14 protein-coding genes are annotated in these 22,131 nt (G+C 73.6%); 9 read left to right on the top strand and 5 right to left on the bottom strand.

Translation table 11 applies throughout. From position 1 onward, the window contains the following. Positions 1 to 6: 6 nt before the first annotated feature. Both AB8O64_RS03950 and AB8O64_RS03945 read right to left on the bottom strand, forming a co-directional pair. Positions 7 to 612, bottom strand: coding sequence for a DUF4865 family protein (locus tag AB8O64_RS03950; protein WP_370417870.1), 606 nt, complete (start codon positions 610 to 612; stop codon positions 7 to 9). A gap of 32 nt (positions 613 to 644) precedes the next feature. Further along, positions 645 to 1,241, bottom strand: a complete 597-nt coding sequence (locus AB8O64_RS03945) for a TetR/AcrR family transcriptional regulator (protein ID WP_370417869.1) — start codon at positions 1,239 to 1,241, stop codon at positions 645 to 647. Between the two features lie 146 nt (positions 1,242 to 1,387). Here AB8O64_RS03945 and AB8O64_RS03940 point away from each other — a divergent pair, with 146 nt between their 5' ends. Next, positions 1,388 to 1,864, top strand: coding sequence for a hypothetical protein (locus AB8O64_RS03940; RefSeq protein WP_370417868.1), 477 nt, complete (start codon positions 1,388 to 1,390; stop codon positions 1,862 to 1,864). 40 nt (positions 1,865 to 1,904) lie between these two features. Here the strand turns inward: AB8O64_RS03940 and AB8O64_RS03935 are convergent, their stop codons facing one another. Then, on the bottom strand, positions 1,905 to 2,675 hold the full coding sequence (locus AB8O64_RS03935; protein ID WP_370417867.1) for a LysR substrate-binding domain-containing protein: 771 nt from the start codon (positions 2,673 to 2,675) through the stop codon (positions 1,905 to 1,907). Positions 2,676 to 2,733: 58 nt separating this feature from the next. On the opposite strand from AB8O64_RS03935, the gene AB8O64_RS03930 reads away from it, so the two are divergent. Further along, positions 2,734 to 3,117 (top strand): DUF5997 family protein, encoded by a 384-nt coding sequence (locus tag AB8O64_RS03930; RefSeq protein WP_356455390.1) that lies wholly within the window; start codon positions 2,734 to 2,736, stop codon positions 3,115 to 3,117. 155 nt (positions 3,118 to 3,272) lie between these two features. Here the strand turns inward: AB8O64_RS03930 and AB8O64_RS03925 are convergent, their stop codons facing one another. Both AB8O64_RS03925 and AB8O64_RS03920 read right to left on the bottom strand, forming a co-directional pair. Beyond that, a complete protein-coding gene (locus tag AB8O64_RS03925; RefSeq protein WP_370423782.1) occupies positions 3,273 to 3,752 on the bottom strand; it encodes a nitroreductase family deazaflavin-dependent oxidoreductase in 480 nt (159 codons plus the stop codon). Between the two features lie 83 nt (positions 3,753 to 3,835). Then, complete coding sequence (locus AB8O64_RS03920) at positions 3,836 to 4,279, bottom strand: YchJ family protein (protein ID WP_370417866.1); 444 nt, start codon at positions 4,277 to 4,279, stop codon at positions 3,836 to 3,838. 448 nt (positions 4,280 to 4,727) lie between these two features. Between AB8O64_RS03920 and AB8O64_RS03915 the strand changes: the two genes are divergently transcribed. The 7 genes from AB8O64_RS03915 (at position 4,728) to AB8O64_RS03885 (ending at position 22,108) form a co-directional block, all read left to right on the top strand. Continuing rightward, the gene (locus AB8O64_RS03915; protein WP_370417865.1) at positions 4,728 to 11,996 is read left to right on the top strand and encodes an amino acid adenylation domain-containing protein; all 7,269 of its coding nucleotides are present in this window, start codon (positions 4,728 to 4,730) and stop codon (positions 11,994 to 11,996) included. A gap of 47 nt (positions 11,997 to 12,043) precedes the next feature. After that, the gene (locus AB8O64_RS03910; protein ID WP_370417864.1) at positions 12,044 to 13,603 is read left to right on the top strand and encodes an argininosuccinate lyase; all 1,560 of its coding nucleotides are present in this window, start codon (positions 12,044 to 12,046) and stop codon (positions 13,601 to 13,603) included. Beyond that, positions 13,566 to 14,573, top strand: coding sequence for a kinase (locus AB8O64_RS03905; RefSeq protein ID WP_370417863.1), 1,008 nt, complete (start codon positions 13,566 to 13,568; stop codon positions 14,571 to 14,573). Before AB8O64_RS03910 ends, AB8O64_RS03905 begins: the two co-directional genes overlap by 38 nt. Positions 14,574 to 14,575: 2 nt before the next feature. Further along, positions 14,576 to 16,831, top strand: a complete 2,256-nt coding sequence (locus AB8O64_RS03900) for a pyridoxal-phosphate dependent enzyme (RefSeq protein WP_370417862.1) — start codon at positions 14,576 to 14,578, stop codon at positions 16,829 to 16,831. Positions 16,832 to 16,898: 67 nt separating this feature from the next. Continuing rightward, on the top strand, positions 16,899 to 17,117 hold the full coding sequence (locus AB8O64_RS03895) for an MbtH family protein (RefSeq protein WP_362217777.1): 219 nt from the start codon (positions 16,899 to 16,901) through the stop codon (positions 17,115 to 17,117). 33 nt (positions 17,118 to 17,150) lie between these two features. Next, entirely contained in the window at positions 17,151 to 18,920 is a 1,770-nt protein-coding gene (locus tag AB8O64_RS03890; RefSeq protein WP_370417861.1) for a condensation domain-containing protein, read from the top strand. Next, entirely contained in the window at positions 18,917 to 22,108 is a 3,192-nt protein-coding gene (locus AB8O64_RS03885; RefSeq protein WP_370417860.1) for an amino acid adenylation domain-containing protein, read from the top strand. The genes AB8O64_RS03890 and AB8O64_RS03885 overlap by 4 nt, the downstream gene beginning before the upstream one ends. Positions 22,109 to 22,131 lie beyond the last annotated feature (23 nt).

The following is a 22,131-nucleotide window of genomic DNA, read 5'->3' as shown; positions in this document are numbered from 1 at the left end:
GTCCCCCTACCAGTGCCGGCCCGTCGGGATCGCCGCCAGGTGCGGCGACGACAGATGCAGGACCTCGTAGCGCTCGGTCTCGGCGGTGGGGGATTCCGGGGTCCCGGGGACGGAGTCCGCCCAGAGGGTGAAGCGCATCAGCTCCCAGTGGTGGGGGTCGAAGGCGAGGGCCGTGGTGTGGACGTCCGCACGGCGGGCCCGCACGCGCAGTTCCGCCAGGGCGTCCTCGACCAGGGCGGCCGGGTCGGCCCCGGCGGGCAGCGGGGTGACGCTGCGGGAGGCGGCCCGGGGCGTGCTCGCGCGGGCGGGACCCGCCTCGCAGGCGATGCCCGCCCACTGGCGGACGCCGGGGCGCCCGAAGTCGGCGATGATGCCCTGGAAGCCCCCACGGCCGACGAGGAAGTGGCTCATCGCCCCGATGTCGTCCCACAGATAGAACGGGGCGTACTGATTGACGGGTGAGCCGTCCACGCCGCGCTCGCGGATGACATAGGCCTTGAGCCCGAGACCGGGCCGGTCGTCGAGGGCGTGGCCGCGGGTCGCCACCCGCTCCCGGATGATCCCCATGTCGTAGTCGGCGGGCAGGGTGATCTCGTATTGCATGGCGTACATAAGGGGTTCCTCGGCTCGTCCCTGGTCTGCGGTCACCGGCTGGCGGAGTGCGGGCGTGGGGGCCCGGCGGCGGAGTGCGCGGCCAGCAGGCCCAACGCGCCCCTGACGGCCCGGTCGTACGGCGTGCTGGACCCGGCCGCGCGGGCGAGGACGTAACCGCCCTGGAGCACCGCCATGACGGCCGAGGCCGTGTCGGCGGGGTCGAGGTCCGTGGCGAGTTCACCGCGCTCGCGGCCCTCCGCCAGGACCTCGGTGAGGCGGGTGCGCAGCCAGTCGAAGGTCTCCTCGACGGGCCCGCGCAGCACGGGGTCGGCGAGGACGTCCGGGTCCTGGGTCAGACGCCCGATCGGGCAGCCCTTGAGGACGTCCCGCTCGCGCAGCAGATAGGCGGAGATCCGCTCGACGGCCGTACCGGGGGCGGAGAACTGCCGCTCCGCCTGCTCCCGCAGCTCGGCGGCGGTGCGGCGGATCGCGGCGAGCGCCAGATCCGGCTTGCCGCTGAAGTGGTGGTACATGCTGCCCTGCCCGGCGCCCGCGCGCTGCTGGATGGCCTTGGGGCTGGTGCCGACGTAGCCGCGCTCCCAGAGGAGTTCACGGGTGCTCTCGATCAGGCGTTCCGAAGTGCTCACAAGATCACTGTACATACCAGTAGGTACAAAGATCGAATGCGTGGGACGAGGTGAGCCCTACGGCCTAGCATGAATGCGTCACCTGCGTGGAAATCATCCGATACGTCGGCCAGGGTCGGTGCCGACCGTAGGAAGGGCGCGCACTCATGCCGGACACCTCCGCGTCAGGCCCGCAAGGCGCCCCCGGCTGGGGCGGACCGTCGGCGGCGGGGCATCCGCATCACGCGCCGCCCGGGCACCGCAGACGCCGGAAGTGGCCGTGGGTCCTGCTGGTGCTGCTGCTGTTGATCGTCGGCGGGTGCGCCGTCCTGTTCGCCGTCGTCTCGGAGGAGTCCGACAAGACCGTCACGGTGAAGTACGAGGTGACCGGCGACGCCAAGGACGTGACGATCGTCCACACGACCTGGAGCAGCGGAAACCGCTCCGAGAATCTGCAGAAGGTGCCGTCCCTGCCGTGGCGCAAGCAGATCGACACCAAGGGTTTCGCCAAGGGCGGTCTGCTCGCGGTCACCACCGGCCCCCGGGGCGGCTCGGTGACCTGCAGCGTCACCGTCGGCGATGGCAAGCCGACCACCGCCACGGCGTCCGGCGCGGGGGCCACCGCCACCTGTGAGGGCTTCTGACCGCGCCGACGGCCCCCGCGGGCCGCGGCGCGTCAAGGCGCTACGACCGGCGGCGGGGCTTGCCGCGCTTGGCGCTCTTCGTGCCGCCGGATCCGCCGCGCGGGTTCTTGCCGGTTGCCTTGCGGGCCGCGGGCTTGCGCCGGTCGCCGGCCGGCTCGGGGCGCTTGCGCTTCGGCTGCGCCGCCGGGGCCGGGGCCGGGGAACGGCCCCGTGAGCTGTTGACGGTCCGCCCGCGGACGATCCCGATGAAGTCCTCGACCAGGTCGGTGGTCCGCTTCTCGGGCCACGACAGCGCGACGCGCGACTCGGGGGCGTCCGAGAGCGGGCGGTAGGTGAGGTCCTTGCGGTGGTGCAGACGGGCGAGTGACTGCGGGACGACGAGGAGCCCCACGCCGGCCGCCACCAGTTCGACGGCGTCCGCCGTCGTGGCGGGCCGCTCGAACGCGGGCCGCCCCGGCGGACGCTCCCAGCCGAGGGTGTCGTCGAGGGGGTGCAGCACGATCTCGTCGGCCAGGTCCTCGGCGGACACCTCTTCCACCGCCGCCACGACGTGGTCCTTCGGGACCACGACCACCGTGGTCTCGGTATAGAGGGGGATCGCGCTGAGGTCCGTCCGGTCGACCGGCAGCCGGACGAAACCCGCGTCGGCGCCGCCGCCCCGCAGCACGTCGAACGCTTCGGCGGGGGACACCGCGACGAGGGTCAGCGGGACGTCGGGCAACCGCTCGTTCCAGATCCGCACCCACTTGGTGGGCGTCACTCCCGGGACATACGCGAGCCGGAACGAAGGGGAAACATCCGAGCCTGTCACTCCGCCAGGTTACCGGTCGTGGTCAGAGGTAGCGCACACGCTCGATACTCTTGACACCATGACGTCGCACAAGACCACCCAGACCATGAAGCCCGCGACCGCGGCAAAGAAGCTGGGTGTGTACCTCGAGGCCACCCCCGCCGAGTTCCAGGAGGGTGTCGTCTCGCGCACCGAATTGAACGCCCTGCAGGCCGACCCGCCCGAGTGGCTGCAGGAACTGCGACGCAATGGCCCGCACCCCCGCCCTGTCGTCGCGGCGAAGCTGGGCGTCTCCATCGCGGGCCTCGCCCGCGGCGGGGTCACCGAAGCCCTCACCACGGAGCAGATCGAGGCGCTGAAGGACGAGCAGCCCGAGTGGCTGCTGCGCGAGCGCGCCACCCAGGCCGAGGTCCGCAAGGAAGCGGTGCGCATCAAGGAGAAGAACGCGGCGCGAGGCGAGTAACCCCGCCGACCGCGTCCCCGCCCGGCGGCCTCGTGCTTCGGCCACGCCGGCTCCGGGCGGGCCCGCCGTCCCTCGTGATCACCTACGCCTGACCTGACCCGGTGCGGGGCCCGTCCCCCGGGAGCGCGTCATGCGCTTGTTTCTCGACCCTGCCGTCACAGAGCGTGATGCGTGGTGTCCGTCGGCTCTGCCCCGTGCACAGGTTCCAGCACGAAGACGGGGATCACACGGTCGGTCTTCTCCTGGTATTCGGCGTACGGCGGATACGCGGCCACCGCGCGCTCCCACCACTCGGCCTTTTCGCTCCCGGTGACCTCACGGGCCGTCATGTCGTGACGTACGGCCCCGTCCTGGAGCTCCACGTGCGGGTCGGACTTGACGTTGAAGTACCAGACGGGGTGACGCGGGAAGCCGCCCTTCGAGGCCACGGCCGCGTACCGCCCCTCGTGCTCCACGCGCATCAGCGGGATCTTACGGATCCTGCCGCTCTTCGCGCCGCGCATCGTCACGATGACGACGGGCAGGCCCGTGTCCCAGAGCGTCGTTCCCCGCGTGCCGCCCGAACTCTCGTACAGCTCGACCTGCTCGCGCACCCACTGCGCCGGACTCGGCTCGTACTCGCCCTCAAGAGGCATCGTGGTCACCCCATCGTCGCTCACGCCTGGTGTTGCGCAGTCCGGCACAAGACTCCCACGGAACGCACGGACCCGGGCGGGGTTCAGTGTGTCCGGGCTGCCCCGTCCGGCTCCGGCATAGGGCTCACATACACCCACTGGCCGTTGTCGCGGAGGAAGCGGCTGTTCTCGTGCTGGCTGTCCGCGTGCCCCCGCTCGCTGTAATGCGCGACGAATTCGACCGAGCCCTCGCTGTGGAAGGCGCTGCCCCCCGTCGTGCCGAGGATCTCAAGCCCCGTCCACCGCTGGTCCGGGTCGAAATCGAGGTCGGCCGGCCGGGTCGCCGGGTGCCAGGTGCGCAGCAGATACGCGGCGTCGTGGACGACGAAGGCGCTGTAGCGGGAGCGCATGAGCCGCTCCGGGGTGGGAGCCGTCGTCTCCCCGCGGTGGAAGCTGCCGCAGCAGTCGCGGTAGGTCGCTTCGCGCCCGCAGGGGCAGGGTGCGGAATCGGTGATCGCCGGCTGTCGGCGTGCGCTGTATCGGGCCACCCCACGATTGTGCCCGCTCCGTCGGGTGCCCCTGACCCGCGAGGGCGTCCCGGCCGGCGTCACGCGAGTCGATTCCTTCTGCCGTGACAATCTCCGGCGCCTTATAGCGGGTATTCCGTGATTTTAAAAGTCACGTGATCCAGGTACCGATTACCGAAACTGTCAAGGGTTTTCGGGAAAATTCCCGAACCGCTATTGACCGGTCCGTGAAACGCTCGCTACGTTGATCAAGGAACGAAGGGGACCCGACAGGAACTGGCGTCCCGGGCAGGCGTGATGGCCGTCCGGGCGGACCGCCGGCCTTGCCTGCGCAGCGTCTCCGTATTCTTCGGGGTATTCACCCGAGTCGTGCTCCGAACAGCAATCAGCAGACGTGCGTGAAATAAAGAATTTCACGCTGTTCACTTGCGCTGCGCGTTGACCAGACACGCGGCCGGGGGAGTTTATCGTGGCCAGTGACGAGCGGACCGAACCCGCATTCAGCACCACCGGGGACCCGGCGGCCGACGCCTTCGCGGCATCCCGCGCCCAGCAGCGGATGTATTTCCTCCAGGAACTGGAGGAGGGCAGGCCGACCTATCACATGCCCGTCTTCTACACCCTCGACGGCCCGGTGGACGCCGAGGTGCTCGCCGGGTGCGCGCGACGGCTGACGGACCGCCACGAGGCGCTGCGCACCAGGTTCGCACTGCGCGACGGCGAGCTGCTCCAGGTCATCGACGAGCGGGCGCGGTGGGAGTGGCGGACGGCCACGGCCCACGACGCCGGCGACGTCACACGCTGGCTGGAGGCCGAGCACCACCGGCCCTTCGACCTGCACCACGGGCCCTTGTTCCGCGCCGGGCTGCTGCACACCCCGCAAGGGGGCGCCGTGCTCGTGCTGAGCATGCACCACATCATCGCGGACGGCTGGTCGGCCGGTGTGCTGCTGCGCGAGCTGCTCACCGACTACGCGGCGCACACCGGGGACCCGGCGGCGGCCGCCGTGCCCCCGCTGGAGGCGCCCGGCTACCAGTACGCCGACTACTCGGAGTGGCAGCAGGACTGGCTGGAGAGCTCCGCCGCCCGCCGTCAGCTCGACTACTGGGCGAGGCAGCTGTCCGGGGAACTGCCGGCGACCGCCCTGCCCAGGGACCACCGGGCCCCTGCCCAGGGGCACCGGAACACCGACGCGACCGCCGCCGTCCATGAGTTCCCGCTGTCCCCGGAAGCCCTCGACGGGCTGCGGCGGCTCTGCCGCGAGAGCGGGAGCACCCTCTACTCCGGGCTGCTCGCCGTCTTCCAGGTGCTGATGAGCCGCTACACCGGGCTCGACGACGTCATCGTCGGCACTCCCGTGGCCAACCGGAACCGCAAGGAGTTCGAGAACACCGTCGGGCTCTTCGTCAACACCGTGGTCATCCGGTCCGACCTCTCCGACGACCCCTGCTTCCGCGACCACCTGGGGCGCGTCCGGGACGCCGTGCTGGACGCCCAGGACCACCAGGACCTGCCGTTCGAGCGGATCGTGGAGCACCTGGGCCCGGAGCGGACCGCCGACAGCGCCGCCCTCTTCCACGTCATGTTCGGCTTCCACGACGAGGACGACATGACGGCCGGTCTGCCCGGCCCGCGCGCCCGCCTCGTCGACGGCCCCGCCGGGAGCGCCAAGTTCGAGCTGACCTTCGACGTCGTCCGGACGGGCGAGACGATCCGCTGCCGACTGGAGTACCGCGCCGACCTGTTCGAGGCGGCCACCATCGAGCGCGTCGCCCGGCACTACGAGCGGCTGCTGGCCGAGGCCACGGCCCGCCCGGAGCTGCCCGTTTCCGCGCTGCCCATGCTGTCGGAGGCGGAGCTGCGCGGCATCGTCCCCGAGCTGCCGCCGGGCGCCGGGGTGCCCGACCGCTGCGCCCACGAGATCTTCGCCGGGCACGCGGCCGCGACCCCGGACGCCGTCGCCCTCGTCCACGGCACCACCCAGGTCACCTACCGGGACCTCGACCGGCGCGCCAACCGCCTCGCCCACCGGCTGCGGGCGCAGGGCGTCGGCCCCGACACGCTCGTCGGGCTCTGCCTGCGACGCTCGCCCGACCTGGTCGTCGGGCTGCTCGGCATCCTGAAGGCGGGCGGCGCGTATCTGCCGCTCGACCCCGACAACCCGCCCGAGCGGCTGCGTTACATCATCGGCGACGCCGGGCTGACCCACCTGGTCGGCGCCACGGACACCCTGCACCTCTGGGGCGATCTGCCGCTGCACGCCGTCGACCTGGACCGGGACGCCGCCTTGCTCGCCGCCGAGCCGGACACCGCCCCCGGGACCGGTGTCACCCCGGACCACCTCGCCTACGTCATCTACACCTCCGGCTCCACCGGCCGCCCCAAGGGCACCCTCGTCCCGCACCGCAACATCACCCGGCTGTTCTCCGCGACCGACCACTGGTTCGGCTTCGGCCCCGACGACGTCTGGACGCTGTTCCACTCGGTCGCCTTCGACTTCTCCGTCTGGGAGCTGTGGGGCGCGCTCGCCCACGGCGGCCGGCTCGTGGTGGTGCCGTACGAAACGAGCCGGTCCCCGGAGGAGTTCCACCGGCTGCTGCGCGCCGAGCGGGTGACGGTGCTCAACCAGACGCCGTCGGCCTTCTACCAGCTGGCCCGCGTCGACGAGGCGCACTCGGCGGCCGGGCGGCGGCCGGAGGACGGCGAACTCGCCCTGCGCTACGTCGTCTTCGGCGGCGAGGCACTCGACGTCGGCGCCCTCGGCCCGTGGTTCGAGCGGCACCCGGACGACGCGCCGCGGCTGGTCAACATGTACGGCATCACCGAGACGACCGTCCACGTCACCTACCGGCCGCTGACCGCGCGCGACGCGCGGGAGGGCCGGGGCAGCGTCATCGGCGTACCGATCCCGGATCTGCGGCTGCACCTGCTGGACCGGCGCGGGAATCCCGTACCGCCGGGTGTGGCGGGCGAGTTGTTCGTCGGCGGGGCGGGTCTGGCCCGCGGGTATCTGCGCCGGCCCGGGCTGACGGCCGAGCGCTTCTGTGCCGATGCCTTCGGCGACGGGCGCGGCCCGGTCGGCGAGCGGCTGTACCGGACCGGTGACCTCGCGCGCCTCCTGCCCGACGGAGACCTCGAATACCTCGGCAGGATCGACGACCAGGTCAAGATCCGCGGCTTCCGGGTGGAGCTGGGCGAGGTCGAGGCCGCGCTCGCCGCGCACCCGCTGGTCGACGCCGCGGTCGCGCTGGTCCGGCCCGACGCCTCCGGCGCCGACACCCTGGTGGGCTATCTGGCGGCCGCGGGCGAGGCCGGCGGCCCCAGCGTCGAGGACCTGCGCGAGCACCTGGCGCGGCGCGTCCCCGCGTACATGATCCCCGGTGCGTTCGTCAGCCTGCCGGAGTTCCCGCTGACCGCCAACGGCAAGGTGGACCGCCGCAAGCTGCCCGCGCCCGGCGCCGGGACGGCCCTCGCGCACACCGCCTACGAGCCGCCCCGGGGTCCCGTCGAGACGGGCCTCGCCGAGATCTGGCAACAGGTCCTCGGCCGCGAACGGGTCGGCGCCCACGACAACTACTTCTCCCTCGGCGGCGACTCGATCCGCAGCATCCAGGTCCTGGCGCACGCCCGTGCGCGGGGGCTGGACTTCGCGGTGAGCGACCTGATGCGCCACCAGACCGTCCGCGACCTCGCCCCCGTCGTCACGACCACCGCGGGGGCCGCGAAGGAGGCGGCGTACGAGCCCTTCTCGCTGCTCGACCCGCGCGACCGGGCCGCGCTGCCCGACGGGCTGGAGGACGCCTACCCGATGACCCGGCTCCAGGCGGGCATGCTGTTCCACAGCGACCTGCCGACCGCCGGGACCATCTACCACAACGTCGCGAGCTACCACATCCGCGCGCCCTACTCCGAGCGTGCCTGGCGCGAGACGATCGCCCTCCTCGCCCGGCGGCACGAGATGCTGCGCACCGCCTTCAATCTGCACGGCTTCAGCGAACCCCTGCAACTGGTCCACGCCGGCGCGGCACCGGAGATCACCTTCGAGGACCTGAGCGCCCTCGACGAGGACGAGCGGCGCGCCGCGGTCACCGCCCGCTACGACGCGGAGCGGGCCCGCCCGCTGGACTGGGAGCGGGCGCCGCTCATGCGGTTCCACGTACAGCGCCGGTCGGCCGACACCTTCCAGCTCTTCCTCACCGAACACCACGCCGTCATGGACGGCTGGAGCGAGCGGTCGCTGTTCACCGAGCTGAGCGAGACCTACCTCCGCCTTCTCGCCGACGAGAGCCCGTCGGCGCACGGGCCCCGGTCGCGGTTCGCCTCCTTCGTCGCCCTGGAGCGCGCCGCCGTCGCCAGCGACGAACAGCGCGCGTTCTGGACCGAGCAGATGGCGGGCATGGCCGTCACCCGGCTGCCCCGGCGGATCCCGGCGACGGGCCCGGCGCGGATGTCCTGGCATCTCGCCCCCCTGCCGGACGGCCTCCACGACCGGCTGGCCGCGCTCGCCGCCGAGCTCGGGGTGCCGCTGCGGGTCGTCCTGCTCGCCGCGCATCTGCGGGTCATGGGACTGCTGGGCGGCAGCGACGACGTCACGACCGGCGTGGTCCACAACGGCCGCACCGAGGAGAGCGACGGCGACAAGGTCGTCGGCGTCTTCCTCAACACCCTCCCCTTCCGCCTCTCCCTCCCCGACGGCACCTGGCGCGACCTCGTCCGCGCGGTCGCCGCGCTGGATGTCCGCGTCCACGAGCACCGCCGCTTCCCGCTGGCGGAGATCGTGACGGCGGCGGGCGGCGGCGCGCTCTTCGAGACGTTCTTCAACTACACCCACTTCCACGTCGAGCGGAACGCCCCGGACCCGGACGCCTTCGCCGTGCTGGAGGAGGACGGGGAGGCCGGCACGGACGTCGCGTTCGGCGCGGAGTTCTCCCGCAACCCCGACGGCGACCGGCTCGAACTCGGTCTGCGCTACGACGCGGCCCGGTTCACCCCCGAGCAGGTCGCGGACATCCACACCCACTACGCCGCCGTGCTCGGCCTGCTGGCCACCGACCCGGACGGCACCGCCCACGACGCGGACCTGCTGACCGAGGACGAACACCGGGCGTACGCACGGTGGAACGACACCCGCGTCGACTACGAGCAGCCCCACGTCCTGCACGAACTGATCGAGCGCCAGGCCCACGCGACGCCCGGCGCCCCGGCCGTGCGCTTCGAGGGCACCGAGCTGGACTACCGGCAGCTGAACGAGGCCGCCGACGGCCTCGCCCGCGCCCTGCGCGAGCGCGGCGCCCGCCCCGGGGCCTTCGTCGGAGTCCTGCTGGACCGCTCGGCGGACCTGTCGGTCACGCTGCTGGCGATCCTCAAATCCGGTGCGGCCTACGTCCCCCTGGACCCCGACCACCCCGCGCAGCGGGTGACGTCCCTGCTGGCCGAGGCCGGCATCGCGCTGGTCGTCACCGACGAGCGCTGGGCAGCGCCCCTGCGCGCCGCGGGCATCGACGCGATAGGGCCGCGGACGACAGCAAGCCCCGGGGACGCTCCGGCCACCGTCGGCGCCGGCCCGGACGACCCCGCCTACATGATCTTCACCTCGGGCTCCACCGGAAAGCCCAAGGGCGTCGTCGTCTCCCACCGCGCCATCTGCAACCGGCTGCTGTGGATGCAGGACGCCTACGGGCTGCGCCCCGGGGAGCGGGTCCTGCAGAAGACGCCCTACACCTTCGACGTGTCGGTGTGGGAGCTGTTCTGGCCCCTCCTGACCGGCGCGACCCTGGTGCTCGCCCGTCCCGGCGGCCAGCGCGATCCCGCGTACCTCGCCGCGACCGTCCAGGCGGAGCACATCACCACCGTGCACTTCGTCCCCTCCATGCTGAGCGTGTTCCTGGAGGACCCGGCCGCCGCGGACTGCACCGGGCTCACCCGCGTGGTGTGCAGCGGCGAGGCCCTCCCGCACGATGTGCAGAGCAGGTTCTTCGAGCGGCTGCCCGGGGTGGAGCTGCACAACCTCTACGGGCCGACGGAAGCCGCCGTCGACGTGACGTCCTGGCGCTGCCACGACGACGGCACGGGCGTGGTCCCCATCGGCCGTCCCATCGCCAACATGCGCGTCCACGTCCTCGACCGGCACCTGGCCGAGGTGCCCCTGGGCGTCACCGGCGAGCTGTACCTCGAAGGCGTCGGCCTGGCCCTGGGCTACCACGGGCAGCCGGAGCTGACGGCCGAGCGGTTCATCGAGCACACCGGCCGGGACGGGGTCGCACGCAGGCTGTACCGCACCGGCGACCTGGCCCGGCACCGGCCCGGCGGCGAGCTGGAGTACGCGGGCCGCACCGACCACCAGCTCAAGATCCGTGGTTTCCGGGTCGAGCCCGGCGAGATCGAGGCCGTCCTCGCGGACGACGACGCGGTGCGCGAGTGCGCCGTCCTGCCGCGCGGTGACCGGCTGGTCGGCTACGTGGTCGCCGCCGCCGGACACCGGCCGTCGGCCGCCGGCCTCGCCGAGTCCGCCCGGCGCCGGCTGCCCGAGTACATGGTCCCCGGCGCCTGGGTCCTCCTCGACGCGCTGCCGCTGACCGCCAACGGCAAGCTCGACCGGGCCGCGCTGCCCGCACCGGAGGCCACCGACGCGCGGGGCGGGCGCCCCGCGGCACCCCCGCGCGACGAGCTGGAGTCCCGGCTCCTGGGGATCTGGGAGCGGCTGCTGGAGAGCGGCCCCCTCGGCATCCACGACGACTTCTTCGCCGCCGGGGGCCACTCGATCGCCGCACTGCGGCTGATCACCCGGATCAACGAGGAGTTCGGCGAGCGCCTCGGCGTCGGGACCGTCCTGGAGAACGCGACCGTCGCCCAGCAGGCGGAACTGCTGCGCGACACCCACCGGGCGGCCCCCGACGAGGGCGTGGTCCGCATCCAGCGGGGCGGTGACCAGCCGCCGCTGTTCCTCCTCCACCCGATCGGCGGGCACGTCTTCTGCTACCGGGCACTCGCCACGGCCCTGGGCCCGGACCGGCCCGTGTACGGCCTGACCGCCCCCGGCCTCGCCGAGGGTGCCGCGCTCGCCACGGCCCGTACGGTCGAGGAGCTGGCGGCCGGGCACCTCGAAGCCCTGCGCCGGGTGCGGCCCACCGGCCCGTACCACCTGGCGGGCTGGTCGTTCGGCGGACTCCTCGCCTTCGAGATGGCCGCCCGGCTGCGCGCGGACGGAGAGCAGGTCGCCACGCTCGCCCTGCTCGACACCGCCTACCCGCGGCCCGCGGGCCCCGAAAGCCCCGAGAACCCCGAGAACCCTGAGAACGAAGTCGAGTTGCTGGAGTGGTTCTACGAGGACCTCGCGCGGGCGGCCGGTGCCGCCTTCGACGACGACTCCCGGGCCGCCCTGCGCGCTCTGCTGGCCACCGCCGGGGATTCAAGCACCCGCCTCAAGGCCCTGGCCGAGCAGGTGGCCGAGGACCGGCTCGCCCCCGGCCTCGACGCCGAGCGGCTGGCCCGCCACTACGAGGTGTTCCGCACCGGCGTCCACGTCGCCGCGGCCTACCGCCCGCCGGTCCTCGACGGCCCGGTGATCTTCCATCAGAGCACGACCGGCGCGGGCCAGGACGCCGCCCGGCAGTGGGCCGGCCGGGTCCGGGGCACGTTCGACGTCCACGACACCGAGGCGGACCACTACGACCTCATGCGTCCCCCGCACATCACGGCGGTCGCCGCCACCCTCACCCCGGCCCCGACCGGCCGGTGAGCGCACCCCCCACCCGCAGACCTCTTCGCAACGGAACGGAAGACCACGTGAGAAGCGAACACACCGGCCCGCCGGCCGCGCTCAGCGGCCGGATCGGCAGCGGGCCGAGCGAGCTGCTGCACGACGAGGTGCTGGACCCCCAGTTCAGGTTCGAGTCCCGGCACCTGATGGGCCACTACGTCGCCATCGAGAAGGTGCTCGCGGCCGAGTACGCGCGGATGGGGCTCGTCACCACCGACGAGGCCCACGCCATCGCCACCCTGCTCGACGGCGTCGGCCCCGACACCCTCACCGCACGCCCCGGCGCCAACATGTCGGACATCGCCTTCGCCCTCGAACGCCACGTCGAGGAGGGCCTGGCGAAGCCGGTGACGCGCTGGCACGTCGACCGCAGCCGCAACGACCTCCAGTCGTGCGCCCAGCTGATGTTCGGCCGCGCCCGCCTCGCCCACTTCGCCGAGGCGCTCCTGGAATTCGGCACCGCCGCCCACCGGCTGGCGGAGTCGACCCGCGAGCTGCCCATGCCGGGGTACACCCACTTCCAGGCCGCGCAGATCATCACCCCCGGCTTCTACCTCGCCGCCGTCAGCGAGCAGGTCCTGCACACCCAGCGGCGGCTGCTGGCGACCTACGACGGCCTCGACGCCTGCCCGCTGGGCGCCGGAGCCATGGCCGGCCAGGAACTCGCCTGGGACCGCGACCGGATGGCCCGCCTCCTCGGCTTCTCCCGCCCCCAGCCCAGCGCGCTGACCTCGGTCGCCTCCCGGCGCTGGAGCACGGAGATCACCGCGGAGCTCAGCCTCCTCGGCGCCGCCCTCAGCCGCTTCACCACCGACCTGCTCACCTGGGGCAGCAGCGAATACGGCTTCATCGAACTGCCCGACGACCTGTCCGGCATCTCCTCCGCCATGCCGCAGAAGAAGAACTACCCCGTCCTGGAACGCGTCCGCGGCCGCACCGCGCACCTCGCCGCCTTCCACATCGACGGCCTCCTCGGTCAGCGCAACACCCCCTTCTGCAACCTGGTGGAGGTCTCCAAGGAAGCCGGCACCCACCTGCTGAACGCCTTCGAATCGGCGCACGGCACGGTACGGCTGTTCACCGAGGTGCTGCGCCGGCTGACCTTCCGGGCGGACCGCATGCGCGAGGTGTGCGAGCGGGAGTTCCTCGGCGGATTCAGCCTCGCCAACTCCCTCACCCTCAAGCGCGGTGTGCCGTGGCGCACCGCCCAGGTCGTCGCCGGCCGGTACATCGTGCTGGCCGCCGCCGCCGGGCTCGCCCCCGCGCCGGGCGACGCGGACCTGCTGCGCGAGGCCGCCGCCGAGAAGGGCATCGCCCTGGAGGACCCCGCGGAGCTGCTCGCCGAGGCCTTCGACGTCCGGCGCGGGCTGGAGCGCATGGCGTCCGCCGGATCGGCCCACCCCGAGGCCGTGCGCGAACTGCTGGGCACACAGCAGGAGGAGTACGACCGGCTGCGCGAGCAGTGGGCGCGGCGGTCGGCGGCCCTGCGGGCCGGGGCGGACGAGACGGACCGGGCGCTGGGCCGGGAAACGGAGCGGGGTGAGAGCCATGTCGGTACCGATGGTGACGAGCGCGGACCGCGCTGAACACGCGAGCGGGCCGGGCGCCCGGAGGGGTGTCGGAAAGGCCTTCGGAACGTTCGGGGAACTGCTGCAAGGGGCCCTGCCCGAGCCGCGCGGCGAGTTCCTCGTCACCTTCCCGATAGCCCGCTGGGCCACCGCCGTCTTCCAGCACGATCCGGACGCCGACGCGATCGTCGTCCGCCCGGCGCACAAGGGCAAGTCCCGCCGCGTCGCGGCCCAGGTCCTCGCCTCCCTCGGGGTGCGTGGCGGCGGGCGGCTGGACATCAGCGGCGAACTGCCGGAGGGCAAGGGCCTGGCGAGTTCGTCCGCCGACCTGGTGGCCACCGTACGAGCCGTCGGCGCGGCCTGGGACGTGACGTTCACCCCGGCCCAGACCGAGGCGTTCCTGCGGGGCATCGAACCCGCCGACGGGGTCATGTACGACGAGATCGTCGCCTTCCACCACCGCGACGTGCGGCTCGCCCACCGGCTGGGTGCCCTGCCCCCGCTCACGGTCGTCGCCCACGACGAGGGCGGCCAGGTCGACACCGTCACCCACAACCGCAAGGCCAAGGTGTTCGACGCCGAGGAACGCCGCGAGTACGCCGCCCTCCTGGCCCTGCTGACCGACGCGGTCGCCTCCCGCGATCTGCGCACCGTCGGCGCCGTCGCCACCCGCAGCGCCGAGATGAACGCCCGGCACCGGGCCCGCGGCGGATTCGAGGACCTGCGCCGCCTGTGCCACGACGTCGACGGCCTCGGTCTGGTCCTCGCGCACAGCGGCACCATGCTCGGCGTCCTCCTCGAAGCCGCCGACCCGGGCCTGGCCGGCAAGGCCGAGCACATCCGCGCCGGCTGCGCGCCGCTCGGCGGCGAGGTCTCCGTCCACCGCGCGCTGGGCACCGGTGACCGCTGGAACCCGGCGACGCCGCCCACCGATTCCCCCCTCGGTGCCCACCCGAGCGCCCACCCGAGCCACGAGCTGGAGACCTGAGCATGCTGTTCGACACCATGACCGACGCGATCGGTCACACGCCGCTGGTACGGCTGCGGCTGGGCGAGGAACGGGGCGTGGAGGTCTACGCCAAGCTGGAGCTGCAGAACCCCTTCGCCATGAAGGACCGCGTCGCCCGCAACATCGTCCTGGAGGCCCGCCGACTGGGCACCCTGCTGCCCGGCGCCCCGATCATCGAGAGCTCCTCGGGCACCATGGCGCTCGGCGTCGCGCTGGTGGGCCGCTCCCTCGGCCACGCCGTGCACATTGTCACCGACCCGCGCATCGACCCGATCACCCTGGCCAAACTCCGCGCCCTCGGCTGCGAGGTGCACATCGTCGAGGCCATGACCAGCCACGGCTGGCAGAGCGCCCGGCTGGAACGGCTGGAAGAGCTGATGCGCGACCTGCCCGGCGCGTTCTGGCCGCAGCAGTACACCAACCCCGACAACCCCGGCGCCTACCGCACCCTCGCCGACGAACTCCTGCGCGACCTCGGCGGCTTCGACGTCCTTGTCGGCGCCACCGGCAGCGGCGGCTCGCTGTGCGGCTCGGCGCGCGCCCTGAAGGAATCCCTGCCCGGGCTGCGCGTCGTGGGGGTCGACTGCGTCGGCAGCGCCCTGTTCGGCCAGCCGGACGTGCCCCAGCGCCTCCAGAGCGGCCTGGGCAACAGCCTGCTGCCCAAGAACCTCGACCGCTCGCTCATCGACGAGGTGCACTGGCTCAACGACCACGAGGCCTTCGCCGCCGCCTGGGACCTCGCCCGCGAGCAGCAGATCTTCGCGGGCAACACCTCCGGATCCGTCTACCGCGTCCTCGGCTCGCTCGCCGCCACGGCCGCGCCCGGCACCCGCGTCGTCGGCATCTTCCCCGACCGCGGCGACCGCTACGCCGACACCGTCTACAGCGACGAGCACTGGGCCCGGCACGACCTGAGCGAGCTGCCCACCGCACCCGCGCCCCGGGCCGTCCGCCCCGGCGACACCGCCCTGACCTGGTCGCACATGCCCTTCCAGGCCCCCGGCGAGCTACGCCGGCACCTGCTGTTCGTCGAGTCCAACACCACCGGCACCGGCATGCTCGCCCTGGGCCTCGCCCGTGAGCTGGACACCGTCCCCGTCCTGCTCACCGGCGACCCCCACCGCTACGCCGGGCTGGCGGACACCGGCTGCGAGACCCTCGTCTGCGACGCCAACTCCCAAGCCGAGCTGCGCCGGGTGATCCAGGAGCGGTTCCGCCGCGAGGAGATCGCCGGCATCACCACCACCAGCGACTTCTACGTCCCCGTCGTCGCCGAACTCGCGCACTGGCTCGGCCTGCCGGGCAACCCCGCCGAGGCCATGGCCACCTGCCGCAACAAGGCCACCCTGCGGGAGACCCTCGCCGCGGCCGGGGTCCGCCAACCGCGGTTCGCGGTCGTGCGCGAGGCCGAGGAGGTCGCGGCCGCCGTCGCCCGGGTCGGGCTGCCGTGCGTGGTCAAGCCCGTCGACGACTCCGGCTCCACCAACGTCCTGCTGTGCGCGGACGAGGCGACGGCCACCGCCCACGCGGCCCGGATCCTCGCGGTGCGCACGAACGTACGCGGCCTGCCCACTGCCGGGAGCGCGCTGGTCGAGGAGTACGTGGACGCGCCGGAGTTCAGCGTGGAGATGTTCTCCTGGGACGGCGGCACCGAATGCGTCGGCATCACCGCGAAGACCGTCACCGACGGACCGCACTTCGTCGAGCACCGGCACATCTTCCCCGCCGACCTGCCGCCCGCCACGGCCGAGGAGATCACCGAAACCGTCCGCGCCGCCCTGGACGCGGCCGGCGTACGCCTCGGCGCCACCCACACCGAGGTCAAGCTCACCGCGGCCGGCGCGAGCGTCATCGAGATCAACCCCCGGCTGGCCGGCGGCATGATCCCCGAACTCGTCCGCCGGGCCGGCGGCGTACGGCTCCTGGAGCAGCAACTGCGGGTCGCCGTCGGCCTGCCGCCGGAGCTCAAGCCCGACACCCACGGCTACGCCGGCATCCAGTTCCTCCTCGCCCCCGCCGACGGGCTGCTGACCGCCGTCGACGGCACCGACGCCGTACGCGCCATGGACGGCATCGAGGCCGTCACCCTCACCGCCGCACCCGGGGACCCCGTGCGCACCGCGCGCGGCGCCACCGACCGGCTCGGCCACGTCATCGCCCGTGCGGACTCCGGGCCACAGGTGGCCGACGCCCTCGACGCGGCCCTGCGGCACATCGCCTTGACCGTCGAGAACTAGCGACCCCTTCCTCCTGCCGCCGCCCGCCCACGGGCGGCGGCCCCCACCACCACCGAGGTGACCCACCATGAGCAACCCCTTCGAGAACGACGCCGCCACCTACCTCGTGCTGAAGAACGACGAGAACCAGCACTCCCTGTGGCCCGCCACCAACCCCGTCCCCGCCGGCTGGACGACGGTGCACGGCGAGGACACCCGGCAGGGCTGCCTCGACTACGTCGAAGCGCACTGGACGGACATGCGCCCCGCGAGCCTCGCGGCCGCCATGGGCGACCCGCGTCCGTGACGACGGTGACAGGCGAGCCCGAGGAGATCCACCATGTTTGACGCACCGCGCCGGGGCACCACGCCCGTGCGGACCGGCCACGAAGAGATCCTGTGCGCGCTGTTCGCGGACGTCCTGGGCGTCCCGCGGGTCGGCCCCGACGAGAGCTTCATCGGCCTGGGCGGCGACAGCATCCTGGCCATCCAGGTGGTCAGCCGCGCCCGGCTGGCCGGGCTCGTCGTCAGCACCCGCGACGTCCTGCGCAAGGACACCGTCCGCGCGCTGGCCGCCGCCGCCCGCGAACCGGAGAGCACCGCCCCGCGCGTCCCCCCACGCCGCACCGGCCCCCTCCACCCCACCCCGATCATGCACTGGCTGCGCGAACTGGGCGGCCCGGTCGACACCTACAACCAGTCGCTCGTGCTCCGCACACCCCCGGGCCTGGACACCCGGGCGGCCGAAACGCTTCTCCAGGCCCTGCTCGACACCCACGACGCGCTCCGGCTGCGGCTGCCCGCCGGCACCGACGCGCCGGTGTGGGAACCGGTCATCGAGCCGGTCGGCGGCGTCCGCGCGGCCGACCTGATCGAAAGCCTCGACGCGCGCGACATCGCCGACGACGCCCTGCCCCGACTCACCCGGGACCGGATGCGCCACGCCCGGCGACTGCTGTCACCGCGTGACGGGGTCATGCTCCGGGCCGTCCTGCTCGACCGCGGGCCCGACCGGCAAGGACGTCTCGCCCTCCTCGTCCACCACCTGGTCGTCGACGGGGTCTCCTGGCGCATCCTCCAGGACGACCTGCGCACCGGCTGGCAGACGCTGTCCCGGGGCGGCGAGATCGGTCTCGACCCGGCGCCCACCCCCTTCCTCCACTGGTCGGGTGTGCTGCTCACCGAGGCCGCCCACGGCCGCCGGATGGCGGAGGCCGACACCTGGCAGCGCACCCTGCGCGGCGACCCGGGACCGCTCGGCGGCGTCTCGGCCCGCGCCCTGGGCCCCGAGACCGAGGAGTGCCGGCACACCCTCACCCTCCCCCCGGAGATCACCGGCCCGCTGCTCACCGCCGCACCCGCGCTCGTCAACGGCACCGTCAACGACGTCCTGCTGACCGGTCTGGCGCTCGCCGTGCTCGGCTGGCGCCGCGACGAGGGGAGTGACGAGAGCGGCGCGGTCCTCGTCGACGTCGAGGGCCACGGCCGCGAGGACATCGTGGACGGCCTGGACCTCTCCCGCACCGTCGGCTGGTTCACCACCGTCTACCCCGTCCGCTTCGCACTCGGCCGCCCGGACCTCGCCGACGCCCGCTCCGGCGGGCACACCATCGGCACCGCCCTGCGGCTGGTCAAGGAGAGCCTGCGGGCCGTGCCCGACCACGGCATCGGCTTCGGCATGCTGCGCCACCTCAACTCCCGCACCGGCCCCGGCCTCGCCGCACCGGGCATCCCGGAGATCGGGTTCAACTACCTGGGCCGGTTCCCGATGGGCGACGCCGCCGACTGGGCGGCCGCCCCCGGCCATGACTTCGCCCTCGACGACGCCGACGAAGGCCTGCCCATGGCCCACGCCGTCGAGGTCAACGCCGCGGCCCACGAAGGCCCCGACGGCCTGACCCTCAGCGCCACCTGGACCTGGGACCGCGACGCCTACCCGGCCGCCCGGGTGAAGGCCCTGGCCGACGAGTGGTTCGCCATGCTGACCGCCATCGTCGCGCACACCGAACTGCCCGGCGCGGGCTGTCTGACCCCCTCCGACGTGTCCCACTCCGAGATCAGCCAGGCCGATCTCGACGACTTCGCATCCCAGCTCGGGGAGTTGCTGTGATCCCTCTGTCCCACGCCCAGCAGCGGCTGTGGTTCCTCGACCGCACGGGCGACGGCGCGCTCTACAACATCCCCGTCGGCCTGCGACTGCGCGGCACCCTCGACCACGAGGCGCTGCGCACCGCGCTCGCCGACGTGATCGCCCGGCACGAGGCGCTGCGCACCGTCTACCCCGACCACGACGGGCGCCCCCACCAGCTCGTCCTCGACCCCGCCCAGGCACCGCCGGCCTGGACCGTGACCCACTGCCCCGCCGCCGCGCGCCAGAAGCACGTACGGGCCGCGGCCCGGCACACCTTCGACCTCGCCACCGAACCGCCGCTGCGCGCCGACCTCCTCGTCCACGGCGACGACGACCACTACCTCCTGCTCGTCCTGCACCACATCGCGGGCGACGGCCGGTCGCTGGAACTGCTCGTCCGCGACCTCGCCACCGCCTACACAGCCCGGCTCGCGCACACCACCCCCCAATGGCCCGAACTCCCCGTGCAGTACCCCGACTTCGCCCTGTGGCAGCGGGACCTGCTGGGCGAGCCGGGCGACCCCGAGAGCCTCGTCTCCCGGCAGCTGGGCCACTGGTCCAAGGTCCTCGCGCAGCTGCCCGCGGAGCTGACGCTGCCCACCGACCGGCCCCGGCCGGCGCTGGCCACGCACCGGGGCGCGGTCGTCCACGCCACCCTCGACACCCGGGCGCACACCGCCCTGGCCGGCCTCGCCCGCGACCGGCGGGCCACCCCCTTCATGGCCGTACAGGCCGCGTTCGCCACGCTGCTCACCCGGCTCGGCGCGGGCACGGACCTGCCGCTCGGCTGCCCCATGGACGGCCGGGACGACGAAGCCCTGCAGGACCTGGTCGGTTTCTTCGTCAACACCCTCGTCGTCCGCGCCGACACCACCGGCGACCCGTCCTTCGAGACGCTGCTCGACCGGGTCCGCGACACCGTCCTGGAGGCCCACGCCCATCAGGACGTCCCCTTCGAGGCCCTGGTGGAGCAGCTCAACCCGGCCCGTTCCGCGTCCCGGCACCCGCTGTTCCAGGTCGCCGTCGCCGCCCAGAGCACCGGCGGGCCGGCCCCCCGGTTCCCCGGACTGGACCTGGTGATCGAGCCCGTCCGCACCGGCACCGCCAAGTTCGACCTGACCCTGGAGGTCGACGAGCACACCGACGCGGCCACCGGCGCCCCCAGCGGGATCGGCCTCGCCCTGGAGTACGCCACCGACCTCTTCGACGAGGACACCGCCCGGCGGCTGCTCGACCGCCTCGTCCGCATCCTGCGCGCGGTCGTCCGCGACCCCGCCGCGCCCATCGGCCGCCTCGACGTCCTCGACCCCGCCGAACGCCACGACGTCCTCGAAGGCTGGCAGGGCCGGGCGCCCGAGGCCGGCGCGCACACCGTGCACGGCCTCTTCGCCGAGCGGGTCCGCGCCCACCCGGACCGGACCGCCGCCGTCAGCGGCGCGCGGGAAGTCAGCTACGGCGAACTCGACGAGCGGGCCGCGCGGATCGCCCACCGGCTCACCGACCTCGGGGTGCGGCCGGGCGACGCCGTCGCCGTCCTCATGGAGCGATCCGTCGAGCTGATCGCCGCCTGCCTGGGCATCCTGAAGGCCGGCGGCGCGTACGTCCCCCTCGACGCCCGGGCCCCGCACGCCCGGACCGCCGCCGTCGTCGCCGACACCGGTGCGGCCGTCCTGGTGACCGACGCGGACCTCGACCGACGACTCGCCGTCCGGCACACCCTGCGGCTCGGCGACGACGCCGGGCCATTGCCCGCGCCCGCCGGGGCGCCGGACGCCGTCGGCCACCCCGACGCCCTCGCCTACGTCATGTACACCTCCGGGTCCACCGGAGTCCCCAAGGGCGTCGCCGTCCCGCACCGCGAGGTGACCGCCCTCGCCCTGGACCGGCGCTGGCGCGGCGGTGCGCACGAGCGGGTGCTGTTCCGCTCGCCGCACGCCTTCGACGCCTCCACCTACGAGATGTGGGTGCCGCTGCTGACCGGCGGCCTGGTCGTCGTGGCCCCGCCCGGCGAGCTCGACGTGGAGGAGCTGGCCCGCCTCATGGCCGACCAGCGCGTCACCGGCACCTTCCTGACCGCCGCCCTGTTCAACGTGCTGGCCGACCGGTGCCTGCCGCGACTGGCCTCCCTGCGCGAGGTCATGACCGGCGGCGAGGCGGCCTCGCCGCCGATGGTCCGCCGGGTGCTGGCCGCCTGCCCGGACACCACGGTGACCAACGCCTACGGGCCCACCGAGACCACCACCTTCGCCGCGACCTTCGCCCTGCGCCCCGGCGACGAGGTCGCCGCCGACCAGGTGCCGATCGGCCGGCCCCTGGACGGCACCCGCGCCTACGTCCTCGACGACCGGCTCACCCCCGTGCCCCCCGGCGTGACGGGCGAGCTGTACCTCGCCGGATCGGGCCTCGCCCGGGGCTATCTGAACCGCCCCGCCCTGACGGCGGAACGCTTCGTCGCCTGCCCGTTCGGCCCGGCGGGGGAGCGGATGTACCGGACCGGGGACCGCGCCCGGTGGAACGCGCACGGCCAGGTGGAGTACCTCGGCCGCGCGGACCGCCAGGTCAAGATCCGCGGCTTCCGTATCGAGCCCGGCGAGGTCGAGGCGGCCCTCGCCGCCCACCCCCGCGTCGGCCAGGCCGCCGTCACTGTCGTCGACTCCGGTGCGGGCCGTTCGCTGGCCGGCTACGCCGTACCCGCCGACGGGCAGCCCGCGCCCACATCCGGCGAACTCCGCGACCACCTGGCCCGGGAACTCCCCGACTACATGGTCCCCGCCGCCCTCCTCGTCCTCGACCGCTTCCCCGTGACCCCCAACGGGAAGGTCGACCTGCGGGCGCTGCCCGCCCCGGACCCGGTCACGGCCGCCGGAGACCGCACCGCGCCGGAGACCGAAGGGGAGCGGGCCCTGTGCGAGATCTGGCAGCGCGTGCTCGGCCGTGACCGCGTCGGCACCCGCGAGAACTTCTTCGACCTCGGCGGGCACTCCCTGCTGGCCGCCCAACTGCTGTCGGACATCCGCTCCACGCTCGGCGCGGTGGTGAGCGTCCGGCAGTTCTTCGCCGGCCCCACGATCGCCGAACTGGCCGCCCTCCTCGACGCCGGCACCACCGGCACGGACGACGGGGAACCCCCGGTCGTCCGGCGCGCCCGCCGCCGCCGGCCGCTCTGACCGGCCCGCCGCCACCCCCACCC

The sequence above is a fragment of the Streptomyces sp. QH1-20 genome (assembly GCF_041283565.1).
Lineage (GTDB): Bacteria > Actinomycetota > Actinomycetes > Streptomycetales > Streptomycetaceae > Streptomyces > Streptomyces syringius.
This window is presented reverse-complemented; position numbering and strand designations above follow the sequence as displayed.